Origin of the sequence: Nocardioides marmoriginsengisoli, from assembly GCF_003725695.1 — a bacterium.
Classification (GTDB): Bacteria; Actinomycetota; Actinomycetes; order Propionibacteriales; family Nocardioidaceae; genus Marmoricola; species Marmoricola marmoriginsengisoli.
This window is the reverse complement of record NZ_RJSE01000002.1, coordinates 31,444-54,818: the sequence shown is the minus strand read 5'-3', so window position 1 is coordinate 54,818 and position 23,375 is coordinate 31,444. Positions and strand designations below refer to the sequence as shown.

31 protein-coding genes are annotated in these 23,375 nt (G+C 68.7%); 24 read left to right on the top strand and 7 right to left on the bottom strand.

All coding sequences use genetic code 11. The annotated features are described in order from the left end of the window. Positions 1-62 precede the first annotated feature (62 nt). A complete protein-coding gene (locus tag EFK50_RS01530; protein WP_123225882.1) occupies positions 63-980 on the top strand; it encodes a 5'-3' exonuclease in 918 nt (305 codons plus the stop codon). Here the strand turns inward: EFK50_RS01530 and EFK50_RS01525 are convergent. After that, positions 974-2,428 carry a KamA family radical SAM protein gene (locus EFK50_RS01525; protein ID WP_246003976.1) on the bottom strand — a complete coding sequence of 485 codons (1,455 nt, stop codon included), beginning with the start codon at positions 2,426-2,428 and terminating at the stop codon, positions 974-976. The two genes, EFK50_RS01530 and EFK50_RS01525, sit on opposite strands and share 7 nt — an antisense overlap. Positions 2,429-2,549: 121 nt before the next feature. Between EFK50_RS01525 and kdd the strand changes: the two genes are divergently transcribed. From kdd to EFK50_RS01500, 5 genes are all read left to right on the top strand, one after another. Beyond that, positions 2,550-3,593 carry an L-erythro-3,5-diaminohexanoate dehydrogenase gene (gene kdd, locus EFK50_RS01520; RefSeq protein WP_246003975.1) on the top strand — a complete coding sequence of 348 codons (1,044 nt, stop codon included), beginning with the start codon at positions 2,550-2,552 and terminating at the stop codon, positions 3,591-3,593. Continuing rightward, entirely contained in the window at positions 3,590-5,155 is a 1,566-nt protein-coding gene (kamD, locus tag EFK50_RS01515; protein WP_123225793.1) for a lysine 5,6-aminomutase subunit alpha, read from the top strand. The genes kdd and kamD overlap by 4 nt, the downstream gene beginning before the upstream one ends. After that, positions 5,152-5,904 (top strand): lysine 5,6-aminomutase subunit beta, encoded by a 753-nt coding sequence (gene kamE / locus EFK50_RS01510; RefSeq protein ID WP_123225792.1) that lies wholly within the window; start codon positions 5,152-5,154, stop codon positions 5,902-5,904. Before kamD ends, kamE begins: the two co-directional genes overlap by 4 nt. Continuing rightward, positions 5,901-6,290, top strand: a complete 390-nt coding sequence (gene kal, locus EFK50_RS01505; protein ID WP_123225791.1) for a 3-aminobutyryl-CoA ammonia lyase — start codon at positions 5,901-5,903, stop codon at positions 6,288-6,290. Before kamE ends, kal begins: the two co-directional genes overlap by 4 nt. A 437-nt stretch (positions 6,291-6,727) precedes the next feature. Beyond that, positions 6,728-7,246 (top strand): FxsA family protein, encoded by a 519-nt coding sequence (locus EFK50_RS01500; protein WP_123225790.1) that lies wholly within the window; start codon positions 6,728-6,730, stop codon positions 7,244-7,246. On the opposite strand, the gene EFK50_RS01495 is transcribed toward EFK50_RS01500, so the two are convergent. The 3 genes from EFK50_RS01495 to EFK50_RS01485 form a co-directional block, all read right to left on the bottom strand. Continuing rightward, positions 7,243-7,632, bottom strand: a complete 390-nt coding sequence (locus EFK50_RS01495; RefSeq protein ID WP_123225789.1) for an RNA polymerase-binding protein RbpA — start codon at positions 7,630-7,632, stop codon at positions 7,243-7,245. The genes EFK50_RS01500 and EFK50_RS01495 overlap by 4 nt on opposite strands. A 195-nt stretch (positions 7,633-7,827) precedes the next feature. Beyond that, complete coding sequence (locus EFK50_RS01490) at positions 7,828-9,189, bottom strand: MFS transporter (protein WP_123225788.1); 1,362 nt, start codon at positions 9,187-9,189, stop codon at positions 7,828-7,830. Further along, a complete protein-coding gene (locus EFK50_RS01485) occupies positions 9,186-9,995 on the bottom strand; it encodes a glycerophosphodiester phosphodiesterase family protein (RefSeq protein WP_123225787.1) in 810 nt (269 codons plus the stop codon). The genes EFK50_RS01490 and EFK50_RS01485 overlap by 4 nt, the downstream gene beginning before the upstream one ends. Before the next feature lie 138 nt (positions 9,996-10,133). Between EFK50_RS01485 and EFK50_RS01480 the strand changes: the two genes are divergently transcribed. Beyond that, positions 10,134-10,388, top strand: coding sequence for a TFIIB-type zinc ribbon-containing protein (locus EFK50_RS01480; RefSeq protein WP_246003984.1), 255 nt, complete (start codon positions 10,134-10,136; stop codon positions 10,386-10,388). Between the two features lie 15 nt (positions 10,389-10,403). Here EFK50_RS01480 and EFK50_RS01475 read toward each other — a convergent pair whose 3' ends face one another. Further along, positions 10,404-11,933, bottom strand: a complete 1,530-nt coding sequence (locus tag EFK50_RS01475; RefSeq protein ID WP_123225785.1) for a helix-turn-helix domain-containing protein — start codon at positions 11,931-11,933, stop codon at positions 10,404-10,406. A 63-nt stretch (positions 11,934-11,996) separates the two neighbouring features. On the opposite strand from EFK50_RS01475, the gene EFK50_RS01470 reads away from it, so the two are divergent. Next, complete coding sequence (locus tag EFK50_RS01470; RefSeq protein WP_123225784.1) at positions 11,997-13,013, top strand: zinc-dependent alcohol dehydrogenase family protein; 1,017 nt, start codon at positions 11,997-11,999, stop codon at positions 13,011-13,013. An 11-nt stretch (positions 13,014-13,024) separates the two neighbouring features. Then, complete coding sequence (locus tag EFK50_RS01465) at positions 13,025-13,783, top strand: isocitrate lyase/PEP mutase family protein (protein ID WP_123225783.1); 759 nt, start codon at positions 13,025-13,027, stop codon at positions 13,781-13,783. On the opposite strand, the gene EFK50_RS01460 is transcribed toward EFK50_RS01465, so the two are convergent. Further along, complete coding sequence (locus tag EFK50_RS01460) at positions 13,780-14,172, bottom strand: limonene-1,2-epoxide hydrolase family protein (protein WP_123225782.1); 393 nt, start codon at positions 14,170-14,172, stop codon at positions 13,780-13,782. The two genes, EFK50_RS01465 and EFK50_RS01460, sit on opposite strands and share 4 nt — an antisense overlap. A gap of 19 nt (positions 14,173-14,191) precedes the next feature. On the opposite strand from EFK50_RS01460, the gene EFK50_RS01455 reads away from it, so the two are divergent. The 8 genes from EFK50_RS01455 (at position 14,192) to EFK50_RS01420 (ending at position 18,980) form a co-directional block, all read left to right on the top strand. Next, complete coding sequence (locus EFK50_RS01455) at positions 14,192-14,647, top strand: PaaI family thioesterase (protein ID WP_123225781.1); 456 nt, start codon at positions 14,192-14,194, stop codon at positions 14,645-14,647. A gap of 19 nt (positions 14,648-14,666) precedes the next feature. After that, entirely contained in the window at positions 14,667-14,876 is a 210-nt protein-coding gene (locus EFK50_RS01450; protein ID WP_123225780.1) for a type II toxin-antitoxin system VapB family antitoxin, read from the top strand. Next, positions 14,876-15,280 carry a type II toxin-antitoxin system VapC family toxin gene (gene vapC, locus EFK50_RS01445; protein ID WP_123225779.1) on the top strand — a complete coding sequence of 135 codons (405 nt, stop codon included), beginning with the start codon at positions 14,876-14,878 and terminating at the stop codon, positions 15,278-15,280. The genes EFK50_RS01450 and vapC overlap by 1 nt, the downstream gene beginning before the upstream one ends. A gap of 24 nt (positions 15,281-15,304) precedes the next feature. Beyond that, positions 15,305-15,760, top strand: a complete 456-nt coding sequence (locus EFK50_RS01440) for an SRPBCC family protein (protein WP_123225778.1) — start codon at positions 15,305-15,307, stop codon at positions 15,758-15,760. Between the two features lie 2 nt (positions 15,761-15,762). Continuing rightward, a complete protein-coding gene (locus EFK50_RS01435) occupies positions 15,763-16,248 on the top strand; it encodes a GNAT family N-acetyltransferase (RefSeq protein WP_123225777.1) in 486 nt (161 codons plus the stop codon). Further along, a complete protein-coding gene (locus EFK50_RS01430; protein WP_123225776.1) occupies positions 16,245-17,417 on the top strand; it encodes a zinc-binding dehydrogenase in 1,173 nt (390 codons plus the stop codon). The genes EFK50_RS01435 and EFK50_RS01430 overlap by 4 nt, the downstream gene beginning before the upstream one ends. Before the next feature lie 271 nt (positions 17,418-17,688). Further along, complete coding sequence (locus EFK50_RS01425; RefSeq protein WP_123225879.1) at positions 17,689-18,399, top strand: cytochrome c biogenesis CcdA family protein; 711 nt, start codon at positions 17,689-17,691, stop codon at positions 18,397-18,399. A gap of 146 nt (positions 18,400-18,545) precedes the next feature. After that, on the top strand, positions 18,546-18,980 hold the full coding sequence (locus EFK50_RS01420; protein WP_123225775.1) for a hypothetical protein: 435 nt from the start codon (positions 18,546-18,548) through the stop codon (positions 18,978-18,980). Here the strand turns inward: EFK50_RS01420 and EFK50_RS21780 are convergent. Next, positions 18,920-19,450 (bottom strand): helix-turn-helix domain-containing protein, encoded by a 531-nt coding sequence (locus EFK50_RS21780; protein WP_148046018.1) that lies wholly within the window; start codon positions 19,448-19,450, stop codon positions 18,920-18,922. The two genes, EFK50_RS01420 and EFK50_RS21780, sit on opposite strands and share 61 nt — an antisense overlap. Before the next feature lie 125 nt (positions 19,451-19,575). Between EFK50_RS21780 and EFK50_RS01415 the strand changes: the two genes are divergently transcribed. The 7 genes from EFK50_RS01415 to EFK50_RS22010 all read left to right on the top strand — a co-directional run bounded on the left by EFK50_RS01415 (position 19,576) and on the right by EFK50_RS22010 (position 23,292). Beyond that, positions 19,576-19,863 carry a hypothetical protein gene (locus tag EFK50_RS01415; protein WP_123225774.1) on the top strand — a complete coding sequence of 96 codons (288 nt, stop codon included), beginning with the start codon at positions 19,576-19,578 and terminating at the stop codon, positions 19,861-19,863. Positions 19,864-19,869: 6 nt separating this feature from the next. Beyond that, complete coding sequence (locus tag EFK50_RS01410; RefSeq protein WP_123225773.1) at positions 19,870-20,064, top strand: hypothetical protein; 195 nt, start codon at positions 19,870-19,872, stop codon at positions 20,062-20,064. Between the two features lie 94 nt (positions 20,065-20,158). Beyond that, positions 20,159-20,527, top strand: coding sequence for a hypothetical protein (locus EFK50_RS01405; RefSeq protein ID WP_148046017.1), 369 nt, complete (start codon positions 20,159-20,161; stop codon positions 20,525-20,527). Positions 20,528-20,703: 176 nt separating this feature from the next. Next, positions 20,704-20,856: a hypothetical protein gene (locus tag EFK50_RS22015; protein WP_183407645.1), complete on the top strand. Its 153-nt coding sequence runs from the start codon at positions 20,704-20,706 to the stop codon at positions 20,854-20,856. 248 nt (positions 20,857-21,104) lie between these two features. Further along, positions 21,105-22,850, top strand: a complete 1,746-nt coding sequence (locus EFK50_RS01400; RefSeq protein WP_148046016.1) for a hypothetical protein — start codon at positions 21,105-21,107, stop codon at positions 22,848-22,850. Beyond that, positions 22,847-23,131 carry a hypothetical protein gene (locus EFK50_RS01395; RefSeq protein WP_123225770.1) on the top strand — a complete coding sequence of 95 codons (285 nt, stop codon included), beginning with the start codon at positions 22,847-22,849 and terminating at the stop codon, positions 23,129-23,131. The genes EFK50_RS01400 and EFK50_RS01395 overlap by 4 nt, the downstream gene beginning before the upstream one ends. Further along, positions 23,131-23,292 carry a hypothetical protein gene (locus tag EFK50_RS22010; RefSeq protein WP_183407644.1) on the top strand — a complete coding sequence of 54 codons (162 nt, stop codon included), beginning with the start codon at positions 23,131-23,133 and terminating at the stop codon, positions 23,290-23,292. The genes EFK50_RS01395 and EFK50_RS22010 overlap by 1 nt, the downstream gene beginning before the upstream one ends. Positions 23,293-23,375 lie beyond the last annotated feature (83 nt).

Here is a 23,375-nt window from a genome sequence, read left to right as displayed (position 1 = left end):
ACGTCGCGCCTGTTTGTTCCACAGCGCACTCCAGGCCCTATGTTGGTCCGGTGAGCTCCCTGATGCTGCTGGACACCGCCTCGCTGTACTTCCGGGCCTTCTACGGGGTGCCGGACACCATGCGCGCACCCGACGGCACACCGGTCAACGCGGTCCGCGGGCTGCTCGACTTCATCAGCCGGCTGGTGGAGGAGTACGAGCCGACGCACCTGGCCTGCTGCTGGGACAACGACTGGCGGCCGCAGTGGCGGGTGGACCTGATCCCGACGTACAAGGCGCACCGGGTCGAGGAGGAGGTGCCGGGCGGTTCGGACGTCGAGGAGGTGCCCGACCCGCTGCAGGTGCAGATCCCGATCATCGTGGACGTGCTCGCGGCGTTCGGGATCGCCGTCGTGGGGGCGGACGAGTACGAGGCCGACGACGTGATCGGCACCCTGGCGACCGGGGCCGGGATGCCGGTCGAGATCGTCACCGGTGACCGGGACCTGTTCCAGCTCGTCGACGACACCGCGGGGGTCCGGGTGCTCTACACCGCGCGCGGTGTCGGCAAGCACGAGCGCGTCACCGAGGACGTGATCCTGGAGAAGTACGCCGTCCGGGCAGACCAGTACGCCGATTTCGCCACCCTGCGCGGCGACAACTCCGACGGCCTGCCCGGCGTCGCGGGCGTGGGGGAGAAGACCGCCGCCACCCTGCTGAACCGGTTCGGGGACCTCGACGGGATCAGGGCTGCCGCGCTGGACCCGGAGAGCGACCTCGGTCCGGGGCCGCGCCGCAAGCTCCTGGACGCCGCTCCCTACCTGGACGTCGCGCCCGAGGTGGTCGCGGTGGCGCGGACGATCGACCTGGGCTCCCCGGAGCTCGCGCTGCCGTCGGTCCCCGCCGACATCGACGGCCTCAAGGTGCTCGCCGAGCGGTGGGGGCTGGACACCCCGATCGCCCGGCTGGTCAACGTGTTGACCGACAACAATCGTCAGTGAGCCTGCAGGGCCGCCAGCCGGCGTGACGCCTCGGCCATCTCGGCGGCCTTGAGCGCGGTCTCGTCCAGCGAGCCGTGCGTGCGCCACCAGTCCTGCCCGGCCTCGGGCAGGGTGTGGATCGGGTCGTAGTACTCGTAGAAGCGGGTCAGCGCGTCGGCGTCCGCGGCCTCGATCGAGGTCCGGTAGTTCTTGGTCCAGTAGGAGATGCCGCGCTCGGCGTCGTACTCGGCCACCTGGTGCACCCAGCGCTTGCCGACGAACGGCACGTCGCAGACGATCCTGGGGGTGGCGAAACCGGGCAGGTAGCCCATCAGGTCGTGCTGCAGTCGCTGCGCCTTCGCCACCGAGACCCGCCAGTGCTCCGAGTACGGGATCAGGTCGCACATGTAGAAGTAGTACGGCATCACCCCGGCGCCGTCGAGCAGGGCGAAGCAGAGGTCCAGCAGGGTGTGCTGATCGGCGTTGACGCCCTCCATCAGCACGCCCTGGTTGCGCACGTCGCGGACCCCGGCCTCGAACATCGCCGCGGTCGCCCGGGCCACCAGCGGCGTCACCGAGCTCGCGTGGTTGACGTGGGTGTGGATGGCCAGCGAGACGTTCCGGCTGCGGGCCAGGGTTGCCACCCGCTCGATGCCGGCGCGGACGTCGTCCTGGAGCCAGTGCTGGGGGAGTCCCATCAGTGCCTTGGTGGCGAGCCTGATGTCACGGATGTTCTCGATCTCCAGGAGCTTGGTCAGGAAGTCCTCGAGCCGGGCGATCGGCATGTTCGCGACGTCTCCGCCGGAGACCACGACGTCGCGGACCTCCGGCGTGCCCCGCAGGTAGTCGAGCATCGCGTCGAGCCGGTCGTTGGGCTTCGCGGCGAACTTGAGCTTGGTGACCTGCGGCGTCGAGTTCCCGACCAGGTCCATCCGGGTGCAGTGCCCGCAGTACTGGGGGCAGGTCGGCAGCAGCTCGGCGAGGACCTTGGTGGGGTAGCGGTGGGTGAGCCCCTCGGCCGCCCACATGTCGTGCTCGTGCAGCGAGTCCCGGGTGGCGTGCGGGTGGGACGGCCAGTCGGTACGGCGGTCCGAGAAGACCGGCAGCATGTAGCGACGTACCGGGTCGGCGTACAGCGCCTCGGTGAGCGAACCGGCGCCGCCCGCCTGGACCCCGGACATCATCGTGTTGAGCATCTGCGGCGGCACCAGCATCGACATCGTGGCGCGCTCGGCCTGATCCCGTTCGAGGTCCGCGTAGAACCGGTCGTCGACGAGATCACCGAGGAGGTCCTTGAGCTGTTGGACGGTCTTCACGCAGTGCGAGCGCTGCCACTGGGCCGATTCCCAGTCGGCGGCGCTGACGTCGCGCCAGCCCGGGAAGCGCCGCCAGTCCGGTTCGACCAGCTCGACGTGGCGGTACCGGTACGGCTGGCCGCCGGCGATCTCGGGCATGGTGTCCAGAGTCATCATTCCTCCGTCAGTTGTGTGACGCCGGTCTCAAGTGCCAGAGTAGGAGAAACTGTTCGGCAAATCCACCTCTCAACAGGAAGTCTTACGGCTGAGGTGGCACTAGAAGGGATGTTTGAGCGTGGTGGGCGTACTCGTCGAAAGTGATCCAGTCGGGACGCACCGTGTCCTGGAGCCGCGCGGCGCCCTGCCGCAGGCTGCTGCCCGCCTGGACGCCCGCCCGGAGCTCTGGCCCGACGAGGTCCGGATCCGGGTCGAACGCCTCAACCTGGACGCAGCGTCGTACCGGCAGCTCGCCGAGAAGCACGGCGAGGACCGCGACGCGCTGCGTGCCGAGGTGCTCGACATCGTGGCCACCCGCGGCAAGATGCAGAACCCGGTCACCGGATCCGGCGGGATGCTGATCGGCGTCGTCGAGGAGGTCGGCCCCAGCTCGCCGCTGGGACTCTCGGTCGGCGACCGGGTCGCCACCCTCGTCTCGCTGACGCTGACGCCGTTGGTGATCACCGACGGGCTCACCGCCTGGGACGGAGCGGGGGAGCAGGTCCCGACCGCCGGGCACGCGATCCTCTTCGGCCGCTCGATCGCCGCAGTCCTGCCTGCCGACCTCGCCACCGAGGACGCGCTCTCGGTGATGGACGTCTGCGGCGCGCCCGCGCTCACCGCACGGGTCGTCGCCCAGTATGCGGAAGGGGACGCCGTCGTCACCGTGATCGGTGCGGCAGGTAAGTCCGGGTCGCTGAGCCTGGCGGCGGCGCGGGCTGCCGGCGCCACCCGCCTGATCGGGGTCGTTCCGCACGAGGCCGAGGCGGCCGCGTTGCGCGCCAGCGGCCTGGCCGACGAGATCGTGGTCGCCGACGCCCGGGATCCGCAGGGACTGCGCGCGGGCGTCGCGATGGCCGGGGGGCCCGGGCAGGTGACCGTCGTCTGCGTGGACGTGCCCGGCTGCGAGGGCGGGGCGATCCTCGCCACCCGCGCCGGCGGCACCGTGATCTTCTTCTCGATGGCCACCTCGTTCTCCGCCGCCGCGCTCGGGGCGGAGGGTCTGGCCGCCGACGTCACCATGCTGGTCGGCAACGGCTACGTGCCCGGTCACGCCGACCTGGCGCTGGACCTGTACCGGTCCTCACCCGGGGTCCGCGCGCTGTTCGCGAGCCGGCGATGACGGGCAAGCTCGACCTCGACCCGGTGGTGGTGCGCAAGGCGCGCACCCTGGCGCGCAGCATCGGCAGGCCGATCGTCCGGACGGCGAAGGCGCACACCACCACCTCGGTCGAACGAGCCACCCTCCGGCTCGGCGGGGTCACCGGCGCCGACCCGGACGGCACGCCGTGGGTCAACCGGCTCACCGACGCCGTCCAGGGTGACGTCGGCCTGGAGCACGGGGTCGCGCTTCCCGCCTGGGACGCGCTGGTCCGCGGCGAGGCCGAGGACCTGGTCACCCTGGCCCGGAAGGCCGCTGCCGGCTCTGTCCGTTTCCGGCTGCCGGAGGGTCGCGACCTGGTGCGGGCCCGGTCAGCGGCCCGCAAGCAGATCGGCGCCGGCGTACGACGGATCGATGCGCAGCGCCGTACCCGGGAACGGATGGTCGCGCGCATCGGCGACGCGCCGCGGACGCCGTGGATCTACCTGATCGTGGCCACCGGCGACATCTACGAGGACATCCCGCAGGCTCAGGCGGCGGCCCGCGCGGGTGCCGACGTGATCGCGGTGATCCGCTCGACCGGGCAGTCGCTGCTCGACTACGTGCCCGAGGGCGCGACCCGGGAGGGGTTCGCGGGCACCTACGCGACCCAGGAGAACTTCCGGCTGATGCGCGCCGCCCTGGACGAGACCAGCCGAGAGCTCGGTCGCTACATCCGGCTCACCAACTACGCCTCCGGCCTCTGCATGCCGGAGATGGCGGCGATGGCCGGGCTGGAACGGCTCGACATGATGCTCAACGACTCCATGTACGGGATCCTCTTCCGCGACATCAACCCGATCCGGACCTTCGTCGACCAGCGCTTCAGCCGGCAGGTGCACGCGCGCGCCGGGATCATCATCAACACCGGCGAGGACAACTACCTGACCACCGCGGACGCGGTCGAGGCCGCGCACACGGTGACCACCAGCCAGCTGCTCAACGAGTACTTCGCCAAGGAGGCGGGGCTCGCGGACTGGCAGCTCGGCCTGGGGCACGCCTTCGAGATCGACCCGGACGTGCCCGACTCGTTCCGCCTCGAGCTGGCGCACGCGATGCTGGCCCGGGAGCTGTTCCCCCAGGCACCGCTGAAGTGGATGCCGCCCACCCGGCACATGACCGGAGACGTCTTCCGCGGCTACCTGCTCGACGGGTTCTTCAACCTGATCGGCTCGCTGACCGGCCAGGGCATCCTGCTGGTCGGGATGATGACCGAAGCCGTGGTGACGCCGTGGCTCTCGGACCGCGACCTCGCGCTGCAGAACGTCCGGTACGTGCTGAATGCCACCGGTGACCTGCACGAGGATCTCCAGCCGGCCCCGGGGGGATTCCTGCAGCGCCGAGCGTCCGCTGTGCTGGAGGAGACCGTGGACCTGCTCCAGGCGATCGCCGACCACGAGCACGGGCTGCTCGACGCGATCGCCGACGGCACCTTCGGGTTGATGAAGCGCCCAGCGGACGCCGGGCGCGGAATGGACGGCGTGGTGAAGAAGTCAGCGGGGTACTGCAACCCGGCGAGCGAGCTGCTGGAGGCGACGTCATGACAAGCGAGCCGAAGCGCCTCTTGGTCCCGTACGGCGACACCACCGGCGACGGGATGGTCCAGGTGTCGTTCACGCTGCCGATGGCGCACTCCAAGGTTGCCGAGGGGACCGCGGCCCAGCTCGCCCAGAAGATGGGCATCGACCCTGCCCTGGTGGTGCACGCCAAGCCGATGGGCCCGGACTTCACCTTCTTCGTCGTCTACGGCCGGGTCAACCACACCGTGGACCCGAGCGTGGTCGAGGTGGTCGAGCGGGACTACCCGCTGCTGACGCCGAAGGAGGTCAACGCCGCGGTGAAGACCGGCCTGCGCCGCCGCCTGGTGGTCGTCGGCGGCTGTATCGGCACCGACGCGCACACCGTCGGCATCGACGCGATCCTGAACATCAAGGGCTTCGCGGGGGAGAAGGGCCTGGAGTACTACCGCGAGCTCAAGGTGGTGAACCTGGGCGCCCAGGTGTCGGTGCCGGACCTCGTCGAGCAGGCGCTCGCGGAGAAGGCCGATGCCGTCCTGGTCAGCCAGGTCGTCACGCAGCGGGACGCGCACCTGCTCAACACCCGGGAGATGTCCGCGGCGTTCCGCGAAGCCTTCCCGGCGGCCAGGCGCCCGCTCCTCGTCGTCGGCGGCCCGCGCTTCGACGAGTCGAAGTCGGCCGAGCTCGGCGTCGACCGGATCTTCACCCGCGGGACCACGCCCGGCGAGGTCGCCAGCTACCTGGTGCACCGCCTGATCGAGAGGAGAGCCTCATGAGCCGCACGTCTGCTTGCGAGCCCGGGTTGAGGATCACCCATCGCCGCTACGTCCCGTACTCGCACGCGCACTATGCCGGGAACCTGGTCGACGGCGCCTACAGCCTCGGCCTGTTCGGGGACGTCGCCACCGAGCTCTGCATCGCCACCGACGAGGACGAGGGCTTGTTCGCGTCGTACTCGGACGTCCAGTTCCGCGCACCGGTGCGTGCCGGCGACGTGATCGAGGTCGTCGCCGAGCTGGTCCGGGTCGGTGCGCGCTCGCGGGTCATCGACTTCACCGCGACGGTCGTGGCCCGGGGTGACGGCGACGGGTCGTCCTCGCGGATGCTCGCCGAGCCGCTGCTGGCGACCACTGCGACGGGGACCTGCGTCGTACCGGCCTGAACCCTCAAGCAGCACTTCAAGCGTGTCATCGGGGACACGCCGGGAAGCAAGAATTCTTTCACCGAAAATTGGTTCTCGGGCCATCGCGTTGACCTGCGTATTTGCAGCGTCTGCGCAGGTCACGGGCCGGTTGACAGAAGCCTTGATGATGGGTTGGGTTACCTCGTTCCTCCAGGCAGATCGTCCTCGTCACGGTCTCCGACATGAGGGGTAAAGCCTCACCGACCGCCGCGGTGTGGGCCGACCCCAACGGCTGAGTCGGAGTCCCGCGTCGAGGGTGGGAGAACACGGGGGGAGTGCGGCACCAGTAGACAACGGTCGTTCGGTGACATCCAGCCATCGAGCGGGCGGTCCGAAGGTCCCGTTCCTCCCCCCGCCGCCTTCCTCGGCGGGTCCCGCACCGCGTGCGGTTGACCCGGACGGCTAGCGTTGGTCGCATGTCAGGTCAGGTGCGGCGCCGCCGGTTCCCGTGGTGGTTGCTGCTGGTCGCGTTCATCGGCATCCCGATCGTCGAGATCTACGTCCTGATCCAGGTCGGCCAGGTCATCGGGCCGTGGTGGACGATCCTGCTGCTGATCGCCGACAGCATCTTGGGCTCGTGGTTGCTCAAGCGCGAAGGGGCGCGAGCCTGGCGGGCGCTGCAGGTGGCGCTGGCCGAGGGCAGGATGCCGGCGCGCGAGCTGGCCGACGGCATCCTGATCGTGCTCGGCGGCACCCTGATGATCAGCCCCGGGTTCGTCACCGACATCTTCGGGGTGCTGGCGATCCTGCCGCTGACCAGGCCGCTGGGCCGGAAGGTGCTGGCCGGGTTCATCAGCAAGCGACTGGTGGTCAGCGGGGTGCCGGGGATGCCCAGGAATGCTCCCGGAAGTGCACCCAGAAATGCACCCGGAAATGCACAACGCCCCGGACCGTCGGGTGACGTGGTCCAGGGCGACGTGATCGAGAGCGACTAGGCAGTCGCCTTCTTCTTGGTCTTCTTCGCCGGACGGTGCAGGTGCGCCGGGCCGATCTCGCCGCCGCGGAGCAGCTCGAGCCGCTCGGTGAGGATGTCCTCGAGCTCACTGATCGAGCGCCGCTCCAGCAGCATGTCCCAGTGCGTGCGGGCCGGCTTCTCGACCTTCTGCTCCGGGAGGATGCCGTCGACGCTCAGGCCCTCGGCGCCGCATCGCGGGCACTCCCAGTTCGCCGGGACGTCCGCCTCGACGGACATCGTGATCTCGAACTTGTGTCCGCGGGTGCACTGGTAGCCGACCTGCTGACGAGCAGCGAACTCGATCCCGCGCTCGTCCTCGAAGCTCTGTCCACCGAGGCGTGCGCCTCGCAGGGTGCGGTCTCCCATGGAATCCTCCAAATGTCTGGGTGAGCCAGATCGTGGCTCTCCTCATGCGTACAACCTCAAGGACGCTCACGCAAGCCGAACATGATGCCATTGCTGCCGGCCGGACGTGAGATCCGGTGGGTTTGTCCCTCAGGATCGACAACGAACGACCCACCCTGAGGATTCCCGGAACCCGGGCAGGAGACGGGTCTCACGTCACACTGCGGCGGGTACCTGGTTACCAGCGTCCCGGATACCGCGCTCCGGGTCCAATCGGAGCAGGAAGAAGGCTCCGAGGACGAAGAAGACGATCAGCGCCAGGATCGCCGGGCGGTAGGAGCCGGTGAGCTGGAACGTCACCCCGAAGAGCAGGGTCCCGAACCACGACGTACCGCGCTCTGCGGCGCCGTAGAGCGCGAAGTACTCGCCCTCGCGACCCCGGGGGATCAGCAGGCTGAAGAACGACCGGGAGAGCGCCTGGGTGCCGCCCATCACCACGCCGATGGCGATCGCGACCGCGATGAACAGGAACACGTTCTTCCGGGGCAGGACCAGCGCGGCGACGACGATCGCCATCCAGGCGTAGGTGCCCCACAGGATGCAGCGGTAGGCCCCGTGACGGGCGGCGAGCCGGCCGAAGACCAGGGCACCGCCGAACGCGACGAACTGGATCAGCAGGATCGTCCCGATCAGCACTGAGGTGCCGAAGCCGAGCTGCTTCTCGCCGTACGTCGACGCCGCGTAGATCACCGTCTGGATGCCGTCGTTGTAGAACAGGTACGCCAGCAGGAAGGTCAGCGTCATCGGGTAGTTCCGCAGGTCCTTCAGGGTGCGGAAGAGCTGGCCGAAGCTCCGCGCCACGACGCTCCCGGGGACTTCCTCGACGGCGACCGGCGCGTAGTCGCGGAGCTTGACGAACGGGATGATCGTGAATGCCGCCCACCAGATCGCGGCCGAGAGCAGCGAGATCCGGACCGACATCCCCTTGGAGAGCCCGAAGGCGTCGTGACCGAGGAAGAGCACCAGGTTCAGCGCCAGCAGCACGCCGCCGCCGAGGTAGCCCCAGGCCCACCCGCGCGAGGAGACCCGGTCCCGCTCGTCCTCGGTGGAGATGTCGGCGAGGATCGCGTAGTAGCTGACCAGCGAGCAACCGGCCAGGATGCTGGCCAGCACCACGGCGACGGCGCCGAGCTGCCAGTTGTCGCCGGCGACGAAGAAGAGCAGCGAGCCGACGGCGGCCCCTGCCCAGGCGTACCCGGCCATGTGCCGCTTCTTGTGCGCGGACCGGTCCACGTAGGCGCCCACGATCGGCAGCAGGAACGCGCTGCTGATCGTGGCGAAGCTGGTCAGGTAGCTCGGCAGCGAGCCGGCGGCCAGGTGCAGACCGAGCACCTCGACGGTCTTCTTGCAGGTCTCGTCGGCGTCGACGCAGCCGGCCGCCTTGCCTGCGACGGTGATCATGTACGGCGCGAACATCACCGAGAGCACGGTCGTGTAGAACGCCGAGTTCGCCCAGTCGTACCAGTTCCAGGCACGCTGCTGCCGGAGCCGGTCGGCTTGGATCTCGTCGAGGCTCATGGGTGGTCCCTCCAGAGTCCGCGGGTGACGAGCAGGTCCTTGAGGACGTCGGTGCGGTCGGTGATCAGCCCGTCGACGCCGAGGTCGAGGAGCTCCTCCATCTCGGCTCGCTCGTCGATCGTCCAGACGTGCACCTGGACGCCCGCACGGTGCGCCCGGCGTACGAGGGCGTCGGTCACCACCGGCAACGGCCCGCGGCGGTGCGGCACCTGGAGGGCGGCGACCCGTCCTCCGGTGAGCCGGCGGGCGATCTCCGCCGTCGGAGCCGCCAGGTACGCCGCCACCTCGACCGGTGCGGCCGAGGTCGCCACGGCTCCGGCGGTACGGCGACGGAACTCCTGGATCCGGGCCCGCGAGAAGGACCCGACGCAGACCCGGTCGTGCGCCCCGGTGGCGTCGAGCAGGTCCGCCAGCGCGTTCCCGGCGCCGTCGCCCTTCAGGTCGATGTTGAAGCGGCAGTGCGCGAACTCGTCGAGCAGGTCGGCCATCGTCGGGATCGCGTGCGCGCCACCGATCCGGGCTCGGCGCAAGGTCGCCTCGGAAGCCGTGGCCACCGGGCCGCTCTGGTCGGTGACCCGGTCCAGCACGTCGTCGTGGAAGGCGATCAGCCCGCCGTCGCGGGTGGCGTGCACGTCGGTCTCCAGGTAGCGGTAGCCGAGGCCCACAGCATGGCGGAAGGCGTGCGCGGTGTTCTCGGTCCCGAGCAGGTCGGGGTGCCGGGCACCGCCGCGGTGCGCCATCGCGATCACCCCGCCCGACGACACCGCGTCGTCGAGATAGGCGTGGCCGGTCGTCGGTCGATCCATGGCTCCTCCATCCCCCTGCGGGACAGTATTCACCGGCCGACTCCGTTTCGGGGCAAGTCGGGCATCCGACACGGAGAGAAAGCGACCCCGGTCCGGGGGAGCGGGTCCTGCGGGGAGTACCTTCGAGAGGTGGACGACATGACCTGCCCGCAGTGCGGGGAATCGATGGCCGAGCGGACTCTCGGTCACGTGACGATCCAGCGGTGCACCGGCTGCTCCGGGGTCTTCCTCGGTCGCGCCGACCTGGGAGCGCTGATCGAGGCCGAGAACGACTGGCACGCCCACCAGTCGGCCAACACCGCGGCGCTGCCGCGGATCACCTCGGAGATGTCCCGGCCGCCTGTCGTCCCGGAGCGCAGCCGCGCCTTCGTCGAGACGCTCTTCAAGTCCTGAGCGCGGGCGCTCCCGTCAGCGCAGGTCGGTGAAGGTCTCGATCTTCGCGCCGAGCTGGTTCAGCCGCTCGGCGAGGTCCTCGTAGCCGCGGTTGATCACGTAGACCGAGCGCAGCACCGAGGTTCCCTTGGAGGCGAGCATCGCGAGCAGGATCACTACCGCCGGCCGGAGCGCGGGCGGGCAGACGATCTCGGCGCCGGACCAGTGCGTGGGGCCGTCGATCATCACCCGGTGCGGGTCCAGGAGGGTGACCTTCCCCCCGAGCTTGCTGAGCTCGGTGAGGTAGATCGCCCGGTTCTCGTAGACCCAGTCGTGCAGCATCGTCTGGCCGGTGGCCACCGCGGCGATCACCGCGAAGAACGGCAGGTTGTCGATGTTGAGGCCGGGGAACGGCATCGGGTGGATCTTGTCGATGGGGGAGTGCAGCGCCGAGACCGCGGTGGTCAGGTCCAGCAACCGGGTGTGCCCGTTGGCCGCCCGGTACTCCTCGGAGCGCTCGTAGCGGAAACCCATCTCCTCGAGCAGGGCGAGCTCGATCTCCAGGAACTCGATCGGGACCCGGCGGATGGTGATCTCGGAGCCGGTGACGATCGCGGCGGCCAGCAGCGACATCGCCTCGATCGGGTCCTCGCTGGGGGAGTACTCGACATCGACGTCGATCACGGCGCAGCCGGTGACGGTGAGGGTGGTGCTGCCGATCCCCTCGATCACCACGCCGAGCTTCTGCAGGTAGAAGCAGAGGTCCTGGACCATGTAGTTCGGGCTGGCGTTGCGGATCACGGTGGTGCCGTCGTACAGGGCGGCGGCCATCAGGGCGTTCTCGGTCACGGTGTCGCCGCGCTCGGTCAGCACGATCGGACGCTTCGGCGCGGAGTCCTCGGCGACCACCGCGTGGTAGCTGCCCTCGGTCGCCTTCACCTCGAGGCCGAAGTGCCGTAGCGCGGTCAGGTGCGGCTCGACGGTGCGGGTGCCGAGGTCGCAGCCGCCGGCGTACGGGAGCTCGAAATCGTTGCTGCGGTGCAGCAGCGGGCCGAGGAACATGATGATCGACCGGGTACGGCGGGCCGCCTCGTCGTCGATCGCCGCCAGGTCGAGCGTGGCCGGCGGGACGATCTCGAGGTCGTTCTCCTCGTTGAGCCACCGGGTCCGGACGCCCATGCTGCCGAGGACCTCGAGCAGCCGGTTGACCTCCTCGATCCGGGCGACCTTGCGCAGGACCGTGCGGCCGTTGTTGAGCAGGGCGGCGCACAGCAGCGCGACGCCGGCGTTCTTCGAGGTCTTCACGTCGATGCTGCCGGTCAGGGTGGTCGGGCCGGTCACCCGCAGGTGCACGGGTCCGGCGCCGATGCTGACGAGCTGCTCGTCGAGAGCCTCGCCGATCCGGGCCAGCATCTCCATGGAGACGTTCTGGTGGCCGCGTTCGATACGGTTGACCGCGCTCTGGCTCGTGCTCAGCGCGTCGGCGAGCTGCTGCTGGGTCCAGCCCCGGTGCCGGCGTGCGCTGCGGATCAGGGTCCCGATCTGGCTCAGGTAGTCGACAGTCACCCGGCGGACGCTATCTCAGATATGAGATGAAGCCAACGCGGCGCGTGCTGGCAGGATCGACCCATGCGAGTCACCACCATCCACGCCGCCGGGGACATCCGCCTCGAGGAGCGCCCGGTGCCGGTCATCGGTGCACCGACCGACGCTGTCATCAAGATCACTGCCGGCTGCATCTGCGGCTCGGACCTGTGGCCGTACCGGGGCGAGAACCCGATCACCGCGGGCTCCACGATCGGCCACGAGATGGTTGGCGTGATCGAGGAGGTCGGTTCCGAGGTCCGGTCGTTCAAGCCCGGTGACTTCGTGATCGTGCCCTTCTGCACCTGCGACAACACCTGTCCGAACTGCGACAACGGCGCACACTCGGCGTGCGTCAACGGCGGCTTCACCACCGGCGGCCAGGGGGAGTACGGCCTGGTCGGCCAGGCCGACGGAAGCCTGGTCAAGACCGACGGGATGCCGGACCCCTCGATGATCCCGTCCTTGCTGACGCTCTCCGACGTCTTCCCGACCGGCTGGCACTGCGCCGTGTCGGCAGGAGTGCGGAAGGGGCACACGGCGGTGGTCGTCGGCGACGGTGCCGTCGGCCTGTGCGGCGTGTTGGCGGCGGTGCAGCTCGGCGCGGAGAAGGTGATCGCGATGTCGCGGCACGAGTCGCGTCAGGAGATCGCCCGCGCGTTCGGCGCGACCCACATCGTCGCCGAACGGGGTGCCGACGGCGCGAAGCGGATCAAGGAGATCACCGACGGGGTCGGTGCCGACGCGGTCCTCGAGTGCGTGGGTACCGACGACGCGATGCGGATGGCGTTCCAGGCGGCGCGACCGGGCGCGATGGTCGGGTTCGTCGGCGTACCGCACGGCGTGAAGCTGCCGGTCGAGCGGATGTTCGCCAAGAACGTCGGCCTCGCCGGCGGCGTGGCTCCGGTACGCCGCTACCTGCCCGAGCTGCTCGACCTGGTGACCTCGGGAACGGTCAACCCCGGCCTGGTGTTCGACTCGGTGATGCCCCTGGCGGACGTCGCCGAGGGGTACCGCGCGATGGACGAGCGGCGCGCGATCAAAGTCCTGCTCCAACCGTGAGGAGAGAAACCGTGACGAACGCAGATCTCAAGACCAAGGCCCGGGCGCTGCTCGCGCTGCACGTCCCCGGAACGCCCGGCGTGCTGCCGACGGTATGGGATGCCTGGAGCGCGAACGTGGCCGTCTCCGCCGGCTTCACCGGGCTGACCGTCGGGAGCCACCCGCTGGCCGACTCGATCGGCCGGCCGGACGGCGAGGGGATGACCTTCACCGAGCTGACCACCCGGGTCGCGCAAATCACCGAGTCGGTCGACGTACCGGTGTCGGTGGACATCGAGTCCGGGTACGGCGAATCGGCCGGCACCCTGATCGACGGGTTGCTCGCCGCCGGTGCGGTCGGTCTGAACATCGAGGACACCGTGCACAGCGAGGGCGGCCGGATGCGCTCGTCGGAGGAGCACGCTGCTCTGATCGGCGAGCTGCGGGCGGCCGCCGATGCGGCGGGCGTGCACGTCGTCCTGAACGCCCGCACCGACACCTTCAAGAACAAGCTCGGCGAGGACGCGGAGCGCGTCGACCTGGCGATCGCCCGGATGATCGCCTGCGCCGAGGCCGGGGCGGATTCGCTCTACCCGGTGGGCTTCCACGACGAGGAGACGTTGAAGCGGATCTGCGACGCGTTGCCGTTGCCGGTGAACGCGATCGCGAACCCGGTCGACGGGGACCTGGCGATGTACGCCCGGGCCGGTGCCGGCCGGATCAGCTTCGGTCCGATCTGGCAGATGTCGCTGGCGAAGATCTCGGCGGACTGGCTGGCGCGCTGGCGCTAGGCGCGTCGCATCCCGAGGAGTCCGCGGATCGACCCGGCGAGCAGGTTGCCCATCGAGAAGTGGTCGTCCCACAACGTGATCAGGCCGTCTCGCACCTCGAACGTCCCGCAGACCCAGAAGGCCGACTCCCAGCGCTTGTAGGAGAGGTAGTCGATGCGGTCGGTCAGCACGATCGGCCCGTTGGCGGCGATGTGGTGCATGTCGACACGGAAGCCGATGCTGCGCCGCTCCATGTCGCGGAGCATCCCGCGGACCTTGTGACCGCGGAAGGTCGGCATGCCCGTGTTGCGCCACTCGACGTCGGGGGCGAGCAGCTCGCAGGCAGCCTCGGCCTCACCGTGCTCGAGCAGGGTCAGGAACGATTCCACGATCACGGCGGCGTCGGTCATGGGCCGTAGATTACCGACCATGGATTCACCGAGCCTCCAGGAGACCTACTTCCCGAACCTGCCGTGCTTCGGGTGCGGGCCCGCCAACGAGAAGGGCCTCCAGCTGCGCAGTCGGGTCGCCGACGACGGCCTGGTCCGGGCATCGTTCACGCCGTGGCCCGAGCACGACAACGGCCTCGGCTTCCTGAACGGCGGCATCATCGCCACCATCCTGGACTGCCACAGTGCGGCCGCAGTGACCCACGAAGCGTTCTCCCGCGGCTGGCCGCCGCTGCCGGGGGCTGCGCTGCCGTACGTCACCGCCGGCCTGGAGGTGCGCTACCTCCGACCGGCGCCGTTGGACGCCACCGTCACCCTGGGAGCCCGGGTCACCGCGGCGTCGGAGGCCGAGATCACCGCCGAGGTCTGGATCGAGTGGGACGGCAAGGAGCGGGCCGCTGCCAGCGCGCTCTGGAAGCGCTGGCGACCTCGCTAGGGAGGTGTATTCTTGGTGTATGGCACGCACAAACATCGATCTTGACGAGAGCCTCGTCAACGAGGTCATGCGCCGGTTCGGCGTGACCACCAAGAAGGACGCGGTGGACCTCGCGCTCCGCCGCCTGGTGGGAACGCCGCTGACGGTCGACTTCGTGCTGGGTTTGGAGGGGATCGGCTGGGACGGCGACCTAGACGCCCTGCGCGACTCGCCGGTCGAGACCTTCTGATGATCCTGGTCGACACGTCCTGCTGGGTCGACTACCTCCGGAGCAACGACACCCCGGCGCGGACCGAAGTACGGAGACTGATCACCGAGGATCTCGGGAGCGTGGTCACCTGCGAGCCAGTCGCGATGGAGCTGCTGGCGGGGACGACGTCGCCGCAGGTGAATGCCCGGGTCGAACAGCTCGTCAACGGACTTCCGTCGCTTCGGCTCGACCCGGTGGTCGACTTCCGCAGCGCTGCCGCCGTACAACGAGCAGCGCGGGCGGAGGGCCACGTCGTGCGCAGCATAATCGACTGCCTCATTGCCGCGGTCGCGATACGTCACGACGTCGAGCTTCTGCACAAGGACGGCGACTTCGAGACGATCACCCGGGTGACCACCCTCCGAGCCCGTTCCCTGCGGTGAGTCGCCGCTGCTAGGTTCGCGAGCATGCGTGGATCCGTGACCGTCCAGATGGCCGCCAGTCCCGACGTCGTCTGGGACCTGGTCAGCGACGTGACCCGGATCGGCGAGTTCTCCCCGGAGACGTTCGAGGCGGTCTGGCTGGGTGACGCCACCGGCCCGGTGGCCGGCGCCCGGTTCAAGGGCCACGTGAAGCGCAACGGGGTCGGTCCGATCTACTGGACCGTCTGCGAGGTGCTCGACGCCAAGCCGCTGGAACGCTTCGAGTTCGCGGTGGTGATCAAGGACGAGAAGGTCAACACCTGGTGCTACGAGCTCGTGGCGAAGGACGGCGGCACCGCGGTCACCGAGTCGTACTCCTTGCAACCGAACCCGATCACCCGGGCGTACTGGGCGCTGCTCGGCCGGCGCCGGGGCAAGACGAACGAGCGCGGCATGCGGCAGACGCTGGAACGCATCAAGGCGATCGCAGAGGCTGCGTGAGCATGGAGATCCACCTCCGTCCGCTCGAGGCAGGCGAGAACCCGAACAGCCGGACGCCGCACTCGGAGTACGACGACTTCGGTCCGTACGAGCCGAGCGATCCGCCGCCCTGCCGGGTGGACGCGGACGGTTCGGTCGGCATCGTCGTCGACGACCAGGTCGTCGGGACCGTCGGCTGGCACTGGGTGCAGTGGGGCCCGAGCCAGGGCTCGCACTGCCCGATGCTCGGCATCTCGCTGGTACCCGAGGCCCGGGGGAGAGGCATCGGCACCCGGGCCCAGGTGCTCGCCGTCGACCTGCTGTTCCGGCACACCACGTCGAACCGGATCGAGGCGCACACCGACGTCACCAACGTCGCCGAGCAACGTGCCCTGGAGAAGGCCGGCTTCACCCAGGAGGGCGTCGTCCGGGGGAGCCAGTGGCGCAACGGCGCCTACCACGACGGATACCTGTACTCGATCCTGCGCAACGAATGGGAGCAGTCATGAAGGCAGTCACGGTCTCGAACGCCGAGCTGAGTGTCGGGGAGGTCGACCTGCCGACGCCCGAGCGGGGCCAGCTGGTGCTCGACGTGGTCCGGTGCGGCATCTGCGGCTCCGACCTGCACGCCCGGCACCACGCTGATGCGTTGGCCGACATCGCCGGCGAGATCGGGTACGACGGCCTGATGCGCTCGAGCGAGCGGATCGTCCTCGGGCACGAGTTCTCGGGCATCGTGACCGAGCGCGGCAAGGGCACCCGGTTGGCTGAAGGCACCCCGGTGGTCTCGTTCCCGCTGCTGCGGCGCGGCAAGGAGGTGCACACAACGGGTCTGTCCGTGCACGCACCCGGCGGGTACGCCGAGAAAGTCCTGGTCCAAGACGCGCTCACCCTGGAGATCCCGAACGGCCTGCCGACGGACCTGGCGGCGCTCACCGAGCCGATGGCGGTCGGCCTGCACGCCGTACGGCGCGGCGAGGTCGGCAAGGGCCAGGTGGCGATCGTGATCGGTTGCGGTCCGGTCGGCCTGTCAGTGATCTCGATGCTCAAAGCCCAGGGCGTGAAGACGGTCGTGGCGAGCGACTTCTCCGCGGGTCGGCGCGCGCTCGCGAAGGTCTCCGGAGCAGATGTGGTGGTGGACCCGGCCACCGAGTCGCCGTACTCGGCCGCCAACGGGCTCGGTCACGGCCACCTGACGGCCGCCCAGGACGTCTTCGAGCTCGGGGTCTCGACCGTGGAGAAGCTCCGCAAGGTGCCGGTGCTGCCGTGGCACGCGGTCTGGCGGGCGGCCGACAAGGTCGGGGCCGCCGACCCCAAGCACCCGGTGATCTTCGAGTGCGTCGGCGTGCCGGGCGTGATCGAGGAGATCATCAGCACCGCCCCGGTCTTCTCCCGCGTGGTAGTGGTCGGCGTCTGCATGGAGCCGGACAAGTTCCGGCCGGCGATGGCGATCAACAAGGAGATCGACCTGCGTTTCGTCCTCGGCTACACGCCGCTGGAGTTCCACGACGCACTGATGCTGCTCGCCGACGGCAAGGCCGACCCGGAACCGCTGGTGACCGGCGTAGTCGGCCTGGGGGGAGTGGCCGGAGCGTTCGACGCCCTGAAGGACCCCGAGACGCACGCAAAGATCCTGATCGACCCGCAGAGCGCAGCGGTGGCGCCCGAGCCGCGCTGATCCTGTACGTCGACACCTTGGCTTTGGTGCCGTTTCTCGTCGACGAACGCCACCGACGTCGACCAGCTTGCGTGACGTTTAGGCGACACCGGTGTCCCTAGGCATGTAAGGACATGCCCATCCACACCGGAGAGATCATGCTCATTCGCTACTGCCGGCCCATGGTTGTCATTCCCGTCATGACGAGTGCCGCCGTTCTCGTCGGGGTCGCGTAGTGCTCGTGGCTGACAGCCTCGGAACCTCGTTCCGCGACATAGCGTTGAGCGGTTCGATGCTGCTGGCAGTTCCGGTCGCTGTTGCAGCTGGCCTGGTCTCGTTCCTGAGCCCTTGCGTGGTTCCGCTACTGCCTGGCTACTTGTCGTACATGACCGGACTTGCGGGTCTTGACCTCAACTCAGCGAACCGCGGTCGGATGCTTGCCGGGTCAACGTTGTTCGTCTTCGGCTTCTCAGTCGTGTTCGTCTCCTACGGCGCCGCCTTCGGATCGTTGGGAGCCTGGCTCTGGCGCTTTCAGGACACGATCTCGGTCGTTCTCGGCGCAATGACAGTGCTGGTCGGCGTTGCCTTCCTTGGCAGGCTCAGCTGGCTCCAACGAGACGTCCGGTTCCACCGCCTACCCGCAGTCGGAGTCGCCGCAGCCCCGTTGCTGGGCGTGCTCTTCGGATTGGGATGGACGCCGTGCATCGGCCCAACTCTCAGCGCCATCACCTGGCTGGCGATGAACGAAGGCAGTGCGCAACGAGGAGCTGCTTTGGGATTGGCCTACTGCCTGGGACTAGGGCTTCCCTTCATCGCGGCAGCAGTCGCCTACCAGCGCATGCTCGGCGCCATCTCCTGGGTACGGCGGCACCAAAGGATCGTGAGCACCTCGGGCGGCGTCATGCTGATCGCGGTTGGTCTGCTCCTGGTCACCGGCCTGTGGGATCGGGCCGTGGACGCGGTCAGAGGGGGCTTCTTCGCCGACTTCACCGTGGACCTGTGAGAAGGGGTGGAACGCTACGTGGTTGAAGTCGACCCCAACGCACGAGGTAGGCCCTCCCGATACCTGTTGATACTGTCGGTCTCGATTCTCGTGGGGTCATGCCCCGCGAACCGATTCTCGGAGGTTCGATGTTGAGAAGGCGACCCATGACTGGCGCGATCGCGCTCCTAGTCGTGACCCTGGCCATGACCCTGCTCACCGGCCCGGCCCAGGCAGCCCGGCGGGACCCGGACGGCCGCTACAAGGGCTCGCTCAGCTACCCGTTGGCCGTCGACAGCGGACCCGTGACCTTCAGGATCGCTCGGGACGGGAAACGGCTCACCAAGTGGCGCGCCACCTTCACGGCCGTCTGCAACTACGACCCGTACGTCGCCCTGACGACGGTGACGCTGCCAACCACCAAGATCAGGCGCGACGGCACGTTCCGCGGAGTCGTCCGCACGACGCACAACGGCAAGGTGCTCAAGTTGACCGTGACTGGTCAACTTCGCGGCAAGCGCGTCACCAAGGGTCGGATCAACTACGACATCGGCAGCTGCTCCCGCAAGGCGAACTGGACGGCGCGGCGCGTCGGCGCGTAGCTCTCGTGCGTGGGCGTTCGGGAGGGCCACACGGTGAGGGTCGGTTCGGAGATGCTGGTTAAGCCACGGGGCGAACAGCGTGCGGAGTAGCCACCAAAGCAGGTTCCATATCGCCGATAAGGAACATTGTCGGGCGTGTCGAAATTGGGCGATAGCGGCGGACGGATGCGGTCGAACGGGGGGTCGGGTTCGACGAGGTAGCGCGGGCCCCGGGCGAGGGCTGCTGGCTCGCGCCGCGCGCGCCACACGGAGATGGTCGGAAGGTCGCCAACGAGCTCGACTGCTGAGACCGAGAGAGCGGCCCCGATCAGGTCGAGGTCGGAGGTTGTCCAGTCGTTCCGACCGCGCATCTTGTGCGTGATCGTGGTTGCAGCGAGGCCGGTCTGACGCCCCAGTTCGCGCTGGCTCCAGTCGGCCAGGTGGAGCAGTGTGGCGACGTTGGCGGCGATCCTGTCGTTGATGGCGTTCATGCGTCGAGCGTACGTCTCTAGGCCGCCGACATCAGCGTTGCCTGTTGCACTGGTTCCAAATCACTGTCATTGTCGTTCCACGTGAAACAGTCAAAGAGGCTGCACGGTGAGCAGGAGGTAGTGACATGGCGGCAGTGTTGTGCGGGAAGTTCCGGGGGTTCAAGAACCGGTCGGGCGTGAAGAACGACAAGTCGTGGTCGATGGACTTCGCGGGCGTCGAGATCGACGGCGAGGTCTGCGAGGTGCTTCTCGGGGACGGCGACGAGAAGGCGCCGTGGCCCGCGATCGGCGAGCTCGTGGCGGTGGCCGTGAAGGTGTCGGCGCGGGGCAACTTCCCGTCGTACAACCTTCGCGCCGTCCTTCCGGACCCGGAGATGCACCAGGTGCACCAGCCGCTCGGCGTGGCCTGGTAGACGGCCATGTCGGTTGTTGTGCAGGCGTCGTTGTTCGGCTGGGGTGCCCGGCTGGACTGCGACGCCTGCCGCGGCGTGTGGGACCTGGACGAGGCGTACTCCAACGAGGACGTCCGGGTCGCGGCGGAGTTGCATGACGCGCTCTGCAAGCCGGTGGGTCGCGTGCTCGGTCAGGCCTTGGCTGAGGTCGGCAGCGCGTGATGGGTCTTCGTCCGCGTGGTCGTGTGACGTGGCTGGGTGTCGCGTTCTTGATGGTCGCGGTGGCGAGGCTGCTGTATGGGTCGGGGTGGCTTCGGTGAAGCGCTTCCTGGTGGCCTTGGTCATGGCGCTGGGGTGCGTCGTCTGCTCGGACGTGGCTTCGTACGCGTCGTACGAGGACGACCCGTGTTCGGCGTTGTCGCCGGGGTATGTGAGTACTCCTGCGGAGCCTCCGGCGGGCTGGGTTGTGCCGCCGGGGGTGGTGTGGGCGGACATGCCGGATTGCGTGTATCCGGTGCTCTCGGTGGTGCAGCTCGACAACCCAGCGGCGGCGGGGTCGGGGGAGACGCCGGAGGCGGGTCCGCTGGAGTTGTCGACCGATGACCGGGCGTTGCTGCTCGCGGGCCTTGGCCTGTTGGTCGCGTTGAGCGCTGCCCGGTTGGTGTCGGGGTGGTCGCGTGGTTGACCTGGCGAATGTTTGGACTCTGCTGGTCGGGGCCCTCGGGGTTATCCGGTGCTGGCAGTTGATGACGCACCTCGGGCGGGGGTGACTCGGATGGTGACGTTCATCTTCGAGTGCCTTGCCGGCGGCGTCGCGGTTGGGCTGCTTGCGGCCCTGACGCAGGGGAGGGGGTGATTCACATGAGTACTCCCACTCCCGTGTCCGTGGTCTCGGACGCCGCGGACGGCATGTCCTCGGACCTGCTCGGCGTTGCCGGGGTCGGTCTCGGCATCGGGGCGACGATCTTCGTCCTCCGGAAGGGCTGGCGTCTGCTCAAGGGCTTCACGTCCTGAGTCCGTCCGGCGCGGTCACCTTGTTTGCCGGGGTGGCCGCGCCGGAGCGGTCGAGGACGAGAGGTTGTGAGTAGGATGATTGAGGACGCTTGGTCGTACACACTGGTCGGGTTCGTCGTGCTGGTCGCGGTCGCGGTCTGGACGTACGACATCGTGATGCTGGTGGCGTTGTGCGCTGGCTCCTAGCGCGGCTGCCGTTCCGGCGAGCGTTGGCCGGGTCGGGGGCGGTCGGTGTCTTCGCGCTGAGCATGGTGCTGGTCGCGCCGACTCCGGCGGTCGCTTACGTCCCGCCGAAGCCGCCGTTGCCGACGTTCTTGACGCAGCTGCTCAGCGGGTCCGGGGTCTATGCGTTGCCTGCTGGTGCGGCGGTGGGCGACGGGCTGATCTTGGTCCAAGCCGGTGCTGGTGCGTACCAGGGCACGTGTATGGCGTTGGAGGGGGCCGCGCAGGTCCTCGGGTTTGAGGGCGAGTGCGACGCTGGCAGTGCGGTGGAGTCGATCTACAACCTGTTGACGACGGGCTCGTGGCAGGGCCGGATTCCGTCGTACGAGGGTCCGGCGAGCATCGTCGGGCACGACGCAGCGACGTGGTCACCGACGTCGACGACGTCGCCGCTGAGGCTGTTCCAGACGGCACTGCCGACACCGCCGACGTACCAGTGGCGGCTGATCTACCGGTCGAACGTGAACGGCTACACGGCCAACGTGGTCCTCCCGTCGAACATCTGGGAGTGGTACCAGAACCTCAAGACGCTGGTGATCCCGAATGCGAACGACCCGGCGTCGGCGGTTGATGCTTACAACCTCAAGGTCGCGATCCCAGGTGGTGCGCCCGTCGTGGGCTATGAGGAAGTGCTTACCGGCTCGGAGAAGTGGGTGCTGGTGCAGTCTGGTCTCTGCTCGGATCACCTGGCGTACGGGCTGATGGACGGCTGCTATTCGCAGTGGACGACGGGCTACGGGCCAGCGGTGCCGGTGACGGCGACGTTCACCCAGACGTGCAAGAGCTCGACGGGCACGACCTTCACGACCAGCGGTTCGGTGACGTACACGCCGGTGCCGGGGATGAAGTCGCCGGACGTCACCTTGCCGAGCTGCTGGGACATCGAGCCGGGTGCGGTGAAGACCCAGGTGGGTGTCGGGGTGACGACGGGCACGGGTCAGGTGATCGAGACTGCGACGGTCCCGATGGTCGATCCGGGCATTGCAACGAAGTACCCGGATTGCGCGAGCGCGAAGTGCTTGCTGACCCCGTTGTACGTGCCGACGAACACGAGGTGCTTCGACGGCGAGACCGCGAGTCCGTCGGACGACTGCGTTGACTACTGGCCGGACCGGGAGAGGAACCCGTCGGCCTGGCGGTGCTACTGGGGCACGTATCGGGTGCCGATGTCGTTCTGCACGGACGCCTACAAGCCGAAGTTCTTCACCGATGGTGAACGCCCGCCGACGGCGCCGGTGGACCCGGTCGATCCGAACAGGCCTTGCTACAACGGCTGCACTCGACCCTCGATCCCGCCAGGGCCTGGCATCCCCACCGAGGGTGAAGAGTCGTGCATCTCGGACGCGTTCTCGTTGAACCCGATCGACTGGGTCTACGTGCCGGTGAAGTGTGCTTTCAAGTGGGCCTTCATCCCTCCACCTGGTACGTGGGAGGCGGCGATGGACCGGATTACGGACCCTCTCGACGGCGCGGTGGGGCCGTGGACGGACGCGATCGGTGACGGTTGGACGTCGGTGAATCCGGGCGCATCGGGCGGGTGCAACGGACCCGGGTTCTCGATGCCCGCGGTGATGACGGATGCGGGCATGCCGTCCACGTTCTATCCGGTGAAGGCGTGCTCGGGGGCGGCGGCGACCGCGGCCGGATATTCGCGGATGCTCGCGACCGCGGGACTGGTCGTGTTGACGGTGGTGAAGACGATCTCGCTGGTGCAGTCCGGTCTGGGTCTGAGCAGCGGTGTGCCGATCTACGGGAAGGGGCAGGCGGCGTGATCATCAAGTGGCTCTTGGACGCGTTCACGATCGTCCTCGGGGGCATCCTGAGCGGTCTCGAAGCGCTGGTTCCCGACCCTCCCGGGTGGGTGTCGTCGGGCATGGCGCAACTCGCGAATGTCTACGACAAGGCTGGCCTGTTCGACACGTGGATCCCGGTCGCGCTCGCGCTGACGCTGGTCGGGTGGATCCTCGCTGCACATGCGATCGCGGCGATCATGCGACTGACCCGGGTGGCGGCCTCCTACGCCACGCTCGGCGGCGGAGCGGTGGCCGACTGATGACGGTCCTGATCGGAGTCGGCAGCCTGCTCGCCGTCGTCGGGCTGCTGCGGCTGCGCCGGCGCAGCAAGCGAGCACTCGTCGCTGGGCTCGACCGTCCGGCGATCTGGCGCGAGCCAGCACCAGGACGGGTCGGTCGCCCGAAGGACCGGCGGTTGTGATGCCGGGGTGGTACGGCGACCGCGTCGAGCAGGTGCAGGGCTGGATGCAGACGGACCAGTACCCGGAGGTGCTGGTCGTCATC

Excerpts from the sequence above, each read along its gene's own strand:
- EFK50_RS01530 (WP_123225882.1), top strand. The coding sequence starts at position 63 with ATGCTGCTGGACACCGCCTCGCTGTACTTCCGGGCCTTCTACGGGGTG.
- EFK50_RS01525 (WP_246003976.1), bottom strand. The coding sequence starts at position 2,428 with ATGACTCTGGACACCATGCCCGAGATCGCCGGCGGCCAGCCGTACCGG.
- kamD (WP_123225793.1), top strand. The coding sequence starts at position 3,590 with ATGACGGGCAAGCTCGACCTCGACCCGGTGGTGGTGCGCAAGGCGCGC.
- kamE (WP_123225792.1), top strand. The coding sequence starts at position 5,152 with ATGACAAGCGAGCCGAAGCGCCTCTTGGTCCCGTACGGCGACACCACC.
- kal (WP_123225791.1), top strand. The coding sequence starts at position 5,901 with ATGAGCCGCACGTCTGCTTGCGAGCCCGGGTTGAGGATCACCCATCGC.
- EFK50_RS01500 (WP_123225790.1), top strand. The coding sequence starts at position 6,728 with ATGTCAGGTCAGGTGCGGCGCCGCCGGTTCCCGTGGTGGTTGCTGCTG.
- EFK50_RS01495 (WP_123225789.1), bottom strand. The coding sequence starts at position 7,632 with ATGGGAGACCGCACCCTGCGAGGCGCACGCCTCGGTGGACAGAGCTTC.
- EFK50_RS01490 (WP_123225788.1), bottom strand. The coding sequence starts at position 9,189 with ATGAGCCTCGACGAGATCCAAGCCGACCGGCTCCGGCAGCAGCGTGCC.
- EFK50_RS01485 (WP_123225787.1), bottom strand. The coding sequence starts at position 9,995 with ATGGATCGACCGACGACCGGCCACGCCTATCTCGACGACGCGGTGTCG.
- EFK50_RS01480 (WP_246003984.1), top strand. The coding sequence starts at position 10,134 with ATGACCTGCCCGCAGTGCGGGGAATCGATGGCCGAGCGGACTCTCGGT.
- EFK50_RS01470 (WP_123225784.1), top strand. The coding sequence starts at position 11,997 with ATGCGAGTCACCACCATCCACGCCGCCGGGGACATCCGCCTCGAGGAG.
- EFK50_RS01460 (WP_123225782.1), bottom strand. The coding sequence starts at position 14,172 with ATGACCGACGCCGCCGTGATCGTGGAATCGTTCCTGACCCTGCTCGAG.
- EFK50_RS01455 (WP_123225781.1), top strand. The coding sequence starts at position 14,192 with ATGGATTCACCGAGCCTCCAGGAGACCTACTTCCCGAACCTGCCGTGC.
- EFK50_RS01450 (WP_123225780.1), top strand. The coding sequence starts at position 14,667 with ATGGCACGCACAAACATCGATCTTGACGAGAGCCTCGTCAACGAGGTC.
- vapC (WP_123225779.1), top strand. The coding sequence starts at position 14,876 with ATGATCCTGGTCGACACGTCCTGCTGGGTCGACTACCTCCGGAGCAAC.
- EFK50_RS01440 (WP_123225778.1), top strand. The coding sequence starts at position 15,305 with ATGCGTGGATCCGTGACCGTCCAGATGGCCGCCAGTCCCGACGTCGTC.
- EFK50_RS01435 (WP_123225777.1), top strand. The coding sequence starts at position 15,763 with ATGGAGATCCACCTCCGTCCGCTCGAGGCAGGCGAGAACCCGAACAGC.
- EFK50_RS01430 (WP_123225776.1), top strand. The coding sequence starts at position 16,245 with ATGAAGGCAGTCACGGTCTCGAACGCCGAGCTGAGTGTCGGGGAGGTC.
- EFK50_RS01425 (WP_123225879.1), top strand. The coding sequence starts at position 17,689 with ATGCTGCTGGCAGTTCCGGTCGCTGTTGCAGCTGGCCTGGTCTCGTTC.
- EFK50_RS01420 (WP_123225775.1), top strand. The coding sequence starts at position 18,546 with ATGACTGGCGCGATCGCGCTCCTAGTCGTGACCCTGGCCATGACCCTG.
- EFK50_RS21780 (WP_148046018.1), bottom strand. The coding sequence starts at position 19,450 with ATGAACGCCATCAACGACAGGATCGCCGCCAACGTCGCCACACTGCTC.
- EFK50_RS01415 (WP_123225774.1), top strand. The coding sequence starts at position 19,576 with ATGGCGGCAGTGTTGTGCGGGAAGTTCCGGGGGTTCAAGAACCGGTCG.
- EFK50_RS01410 (WP_123225773.1), top strand. The coding sequence starts at position 19,870 with ATGTCGGTTGTTGTGCAGGCGTCGTTGTTCGGCTGGGGTGCCCGGCTG.
- EFK50_RS22015 (WP_183407645.1), top strand. The coding sequence starts at position 20,704 with ATGAGTACTCCCACTCCCGTGTCCGTGGTCTCGGACGCCGCGGACGGC.
- EFK50_RS01400 (WP_148046016.1), top strand. The coding sequence starts at position 21,105 with ATGGTGCTGGTCGCGCCGACTCCGGCGGTCGCTTACGTCCCGCCGAAG.
- EFK50_RS22010 (WP_183407644.1), top strand. The coding sequence starts at position 23,131 with ATGACGGTCCTGATCGGAGTCGGCAGCCTGCTCGCCGTCGTCGGGCTG.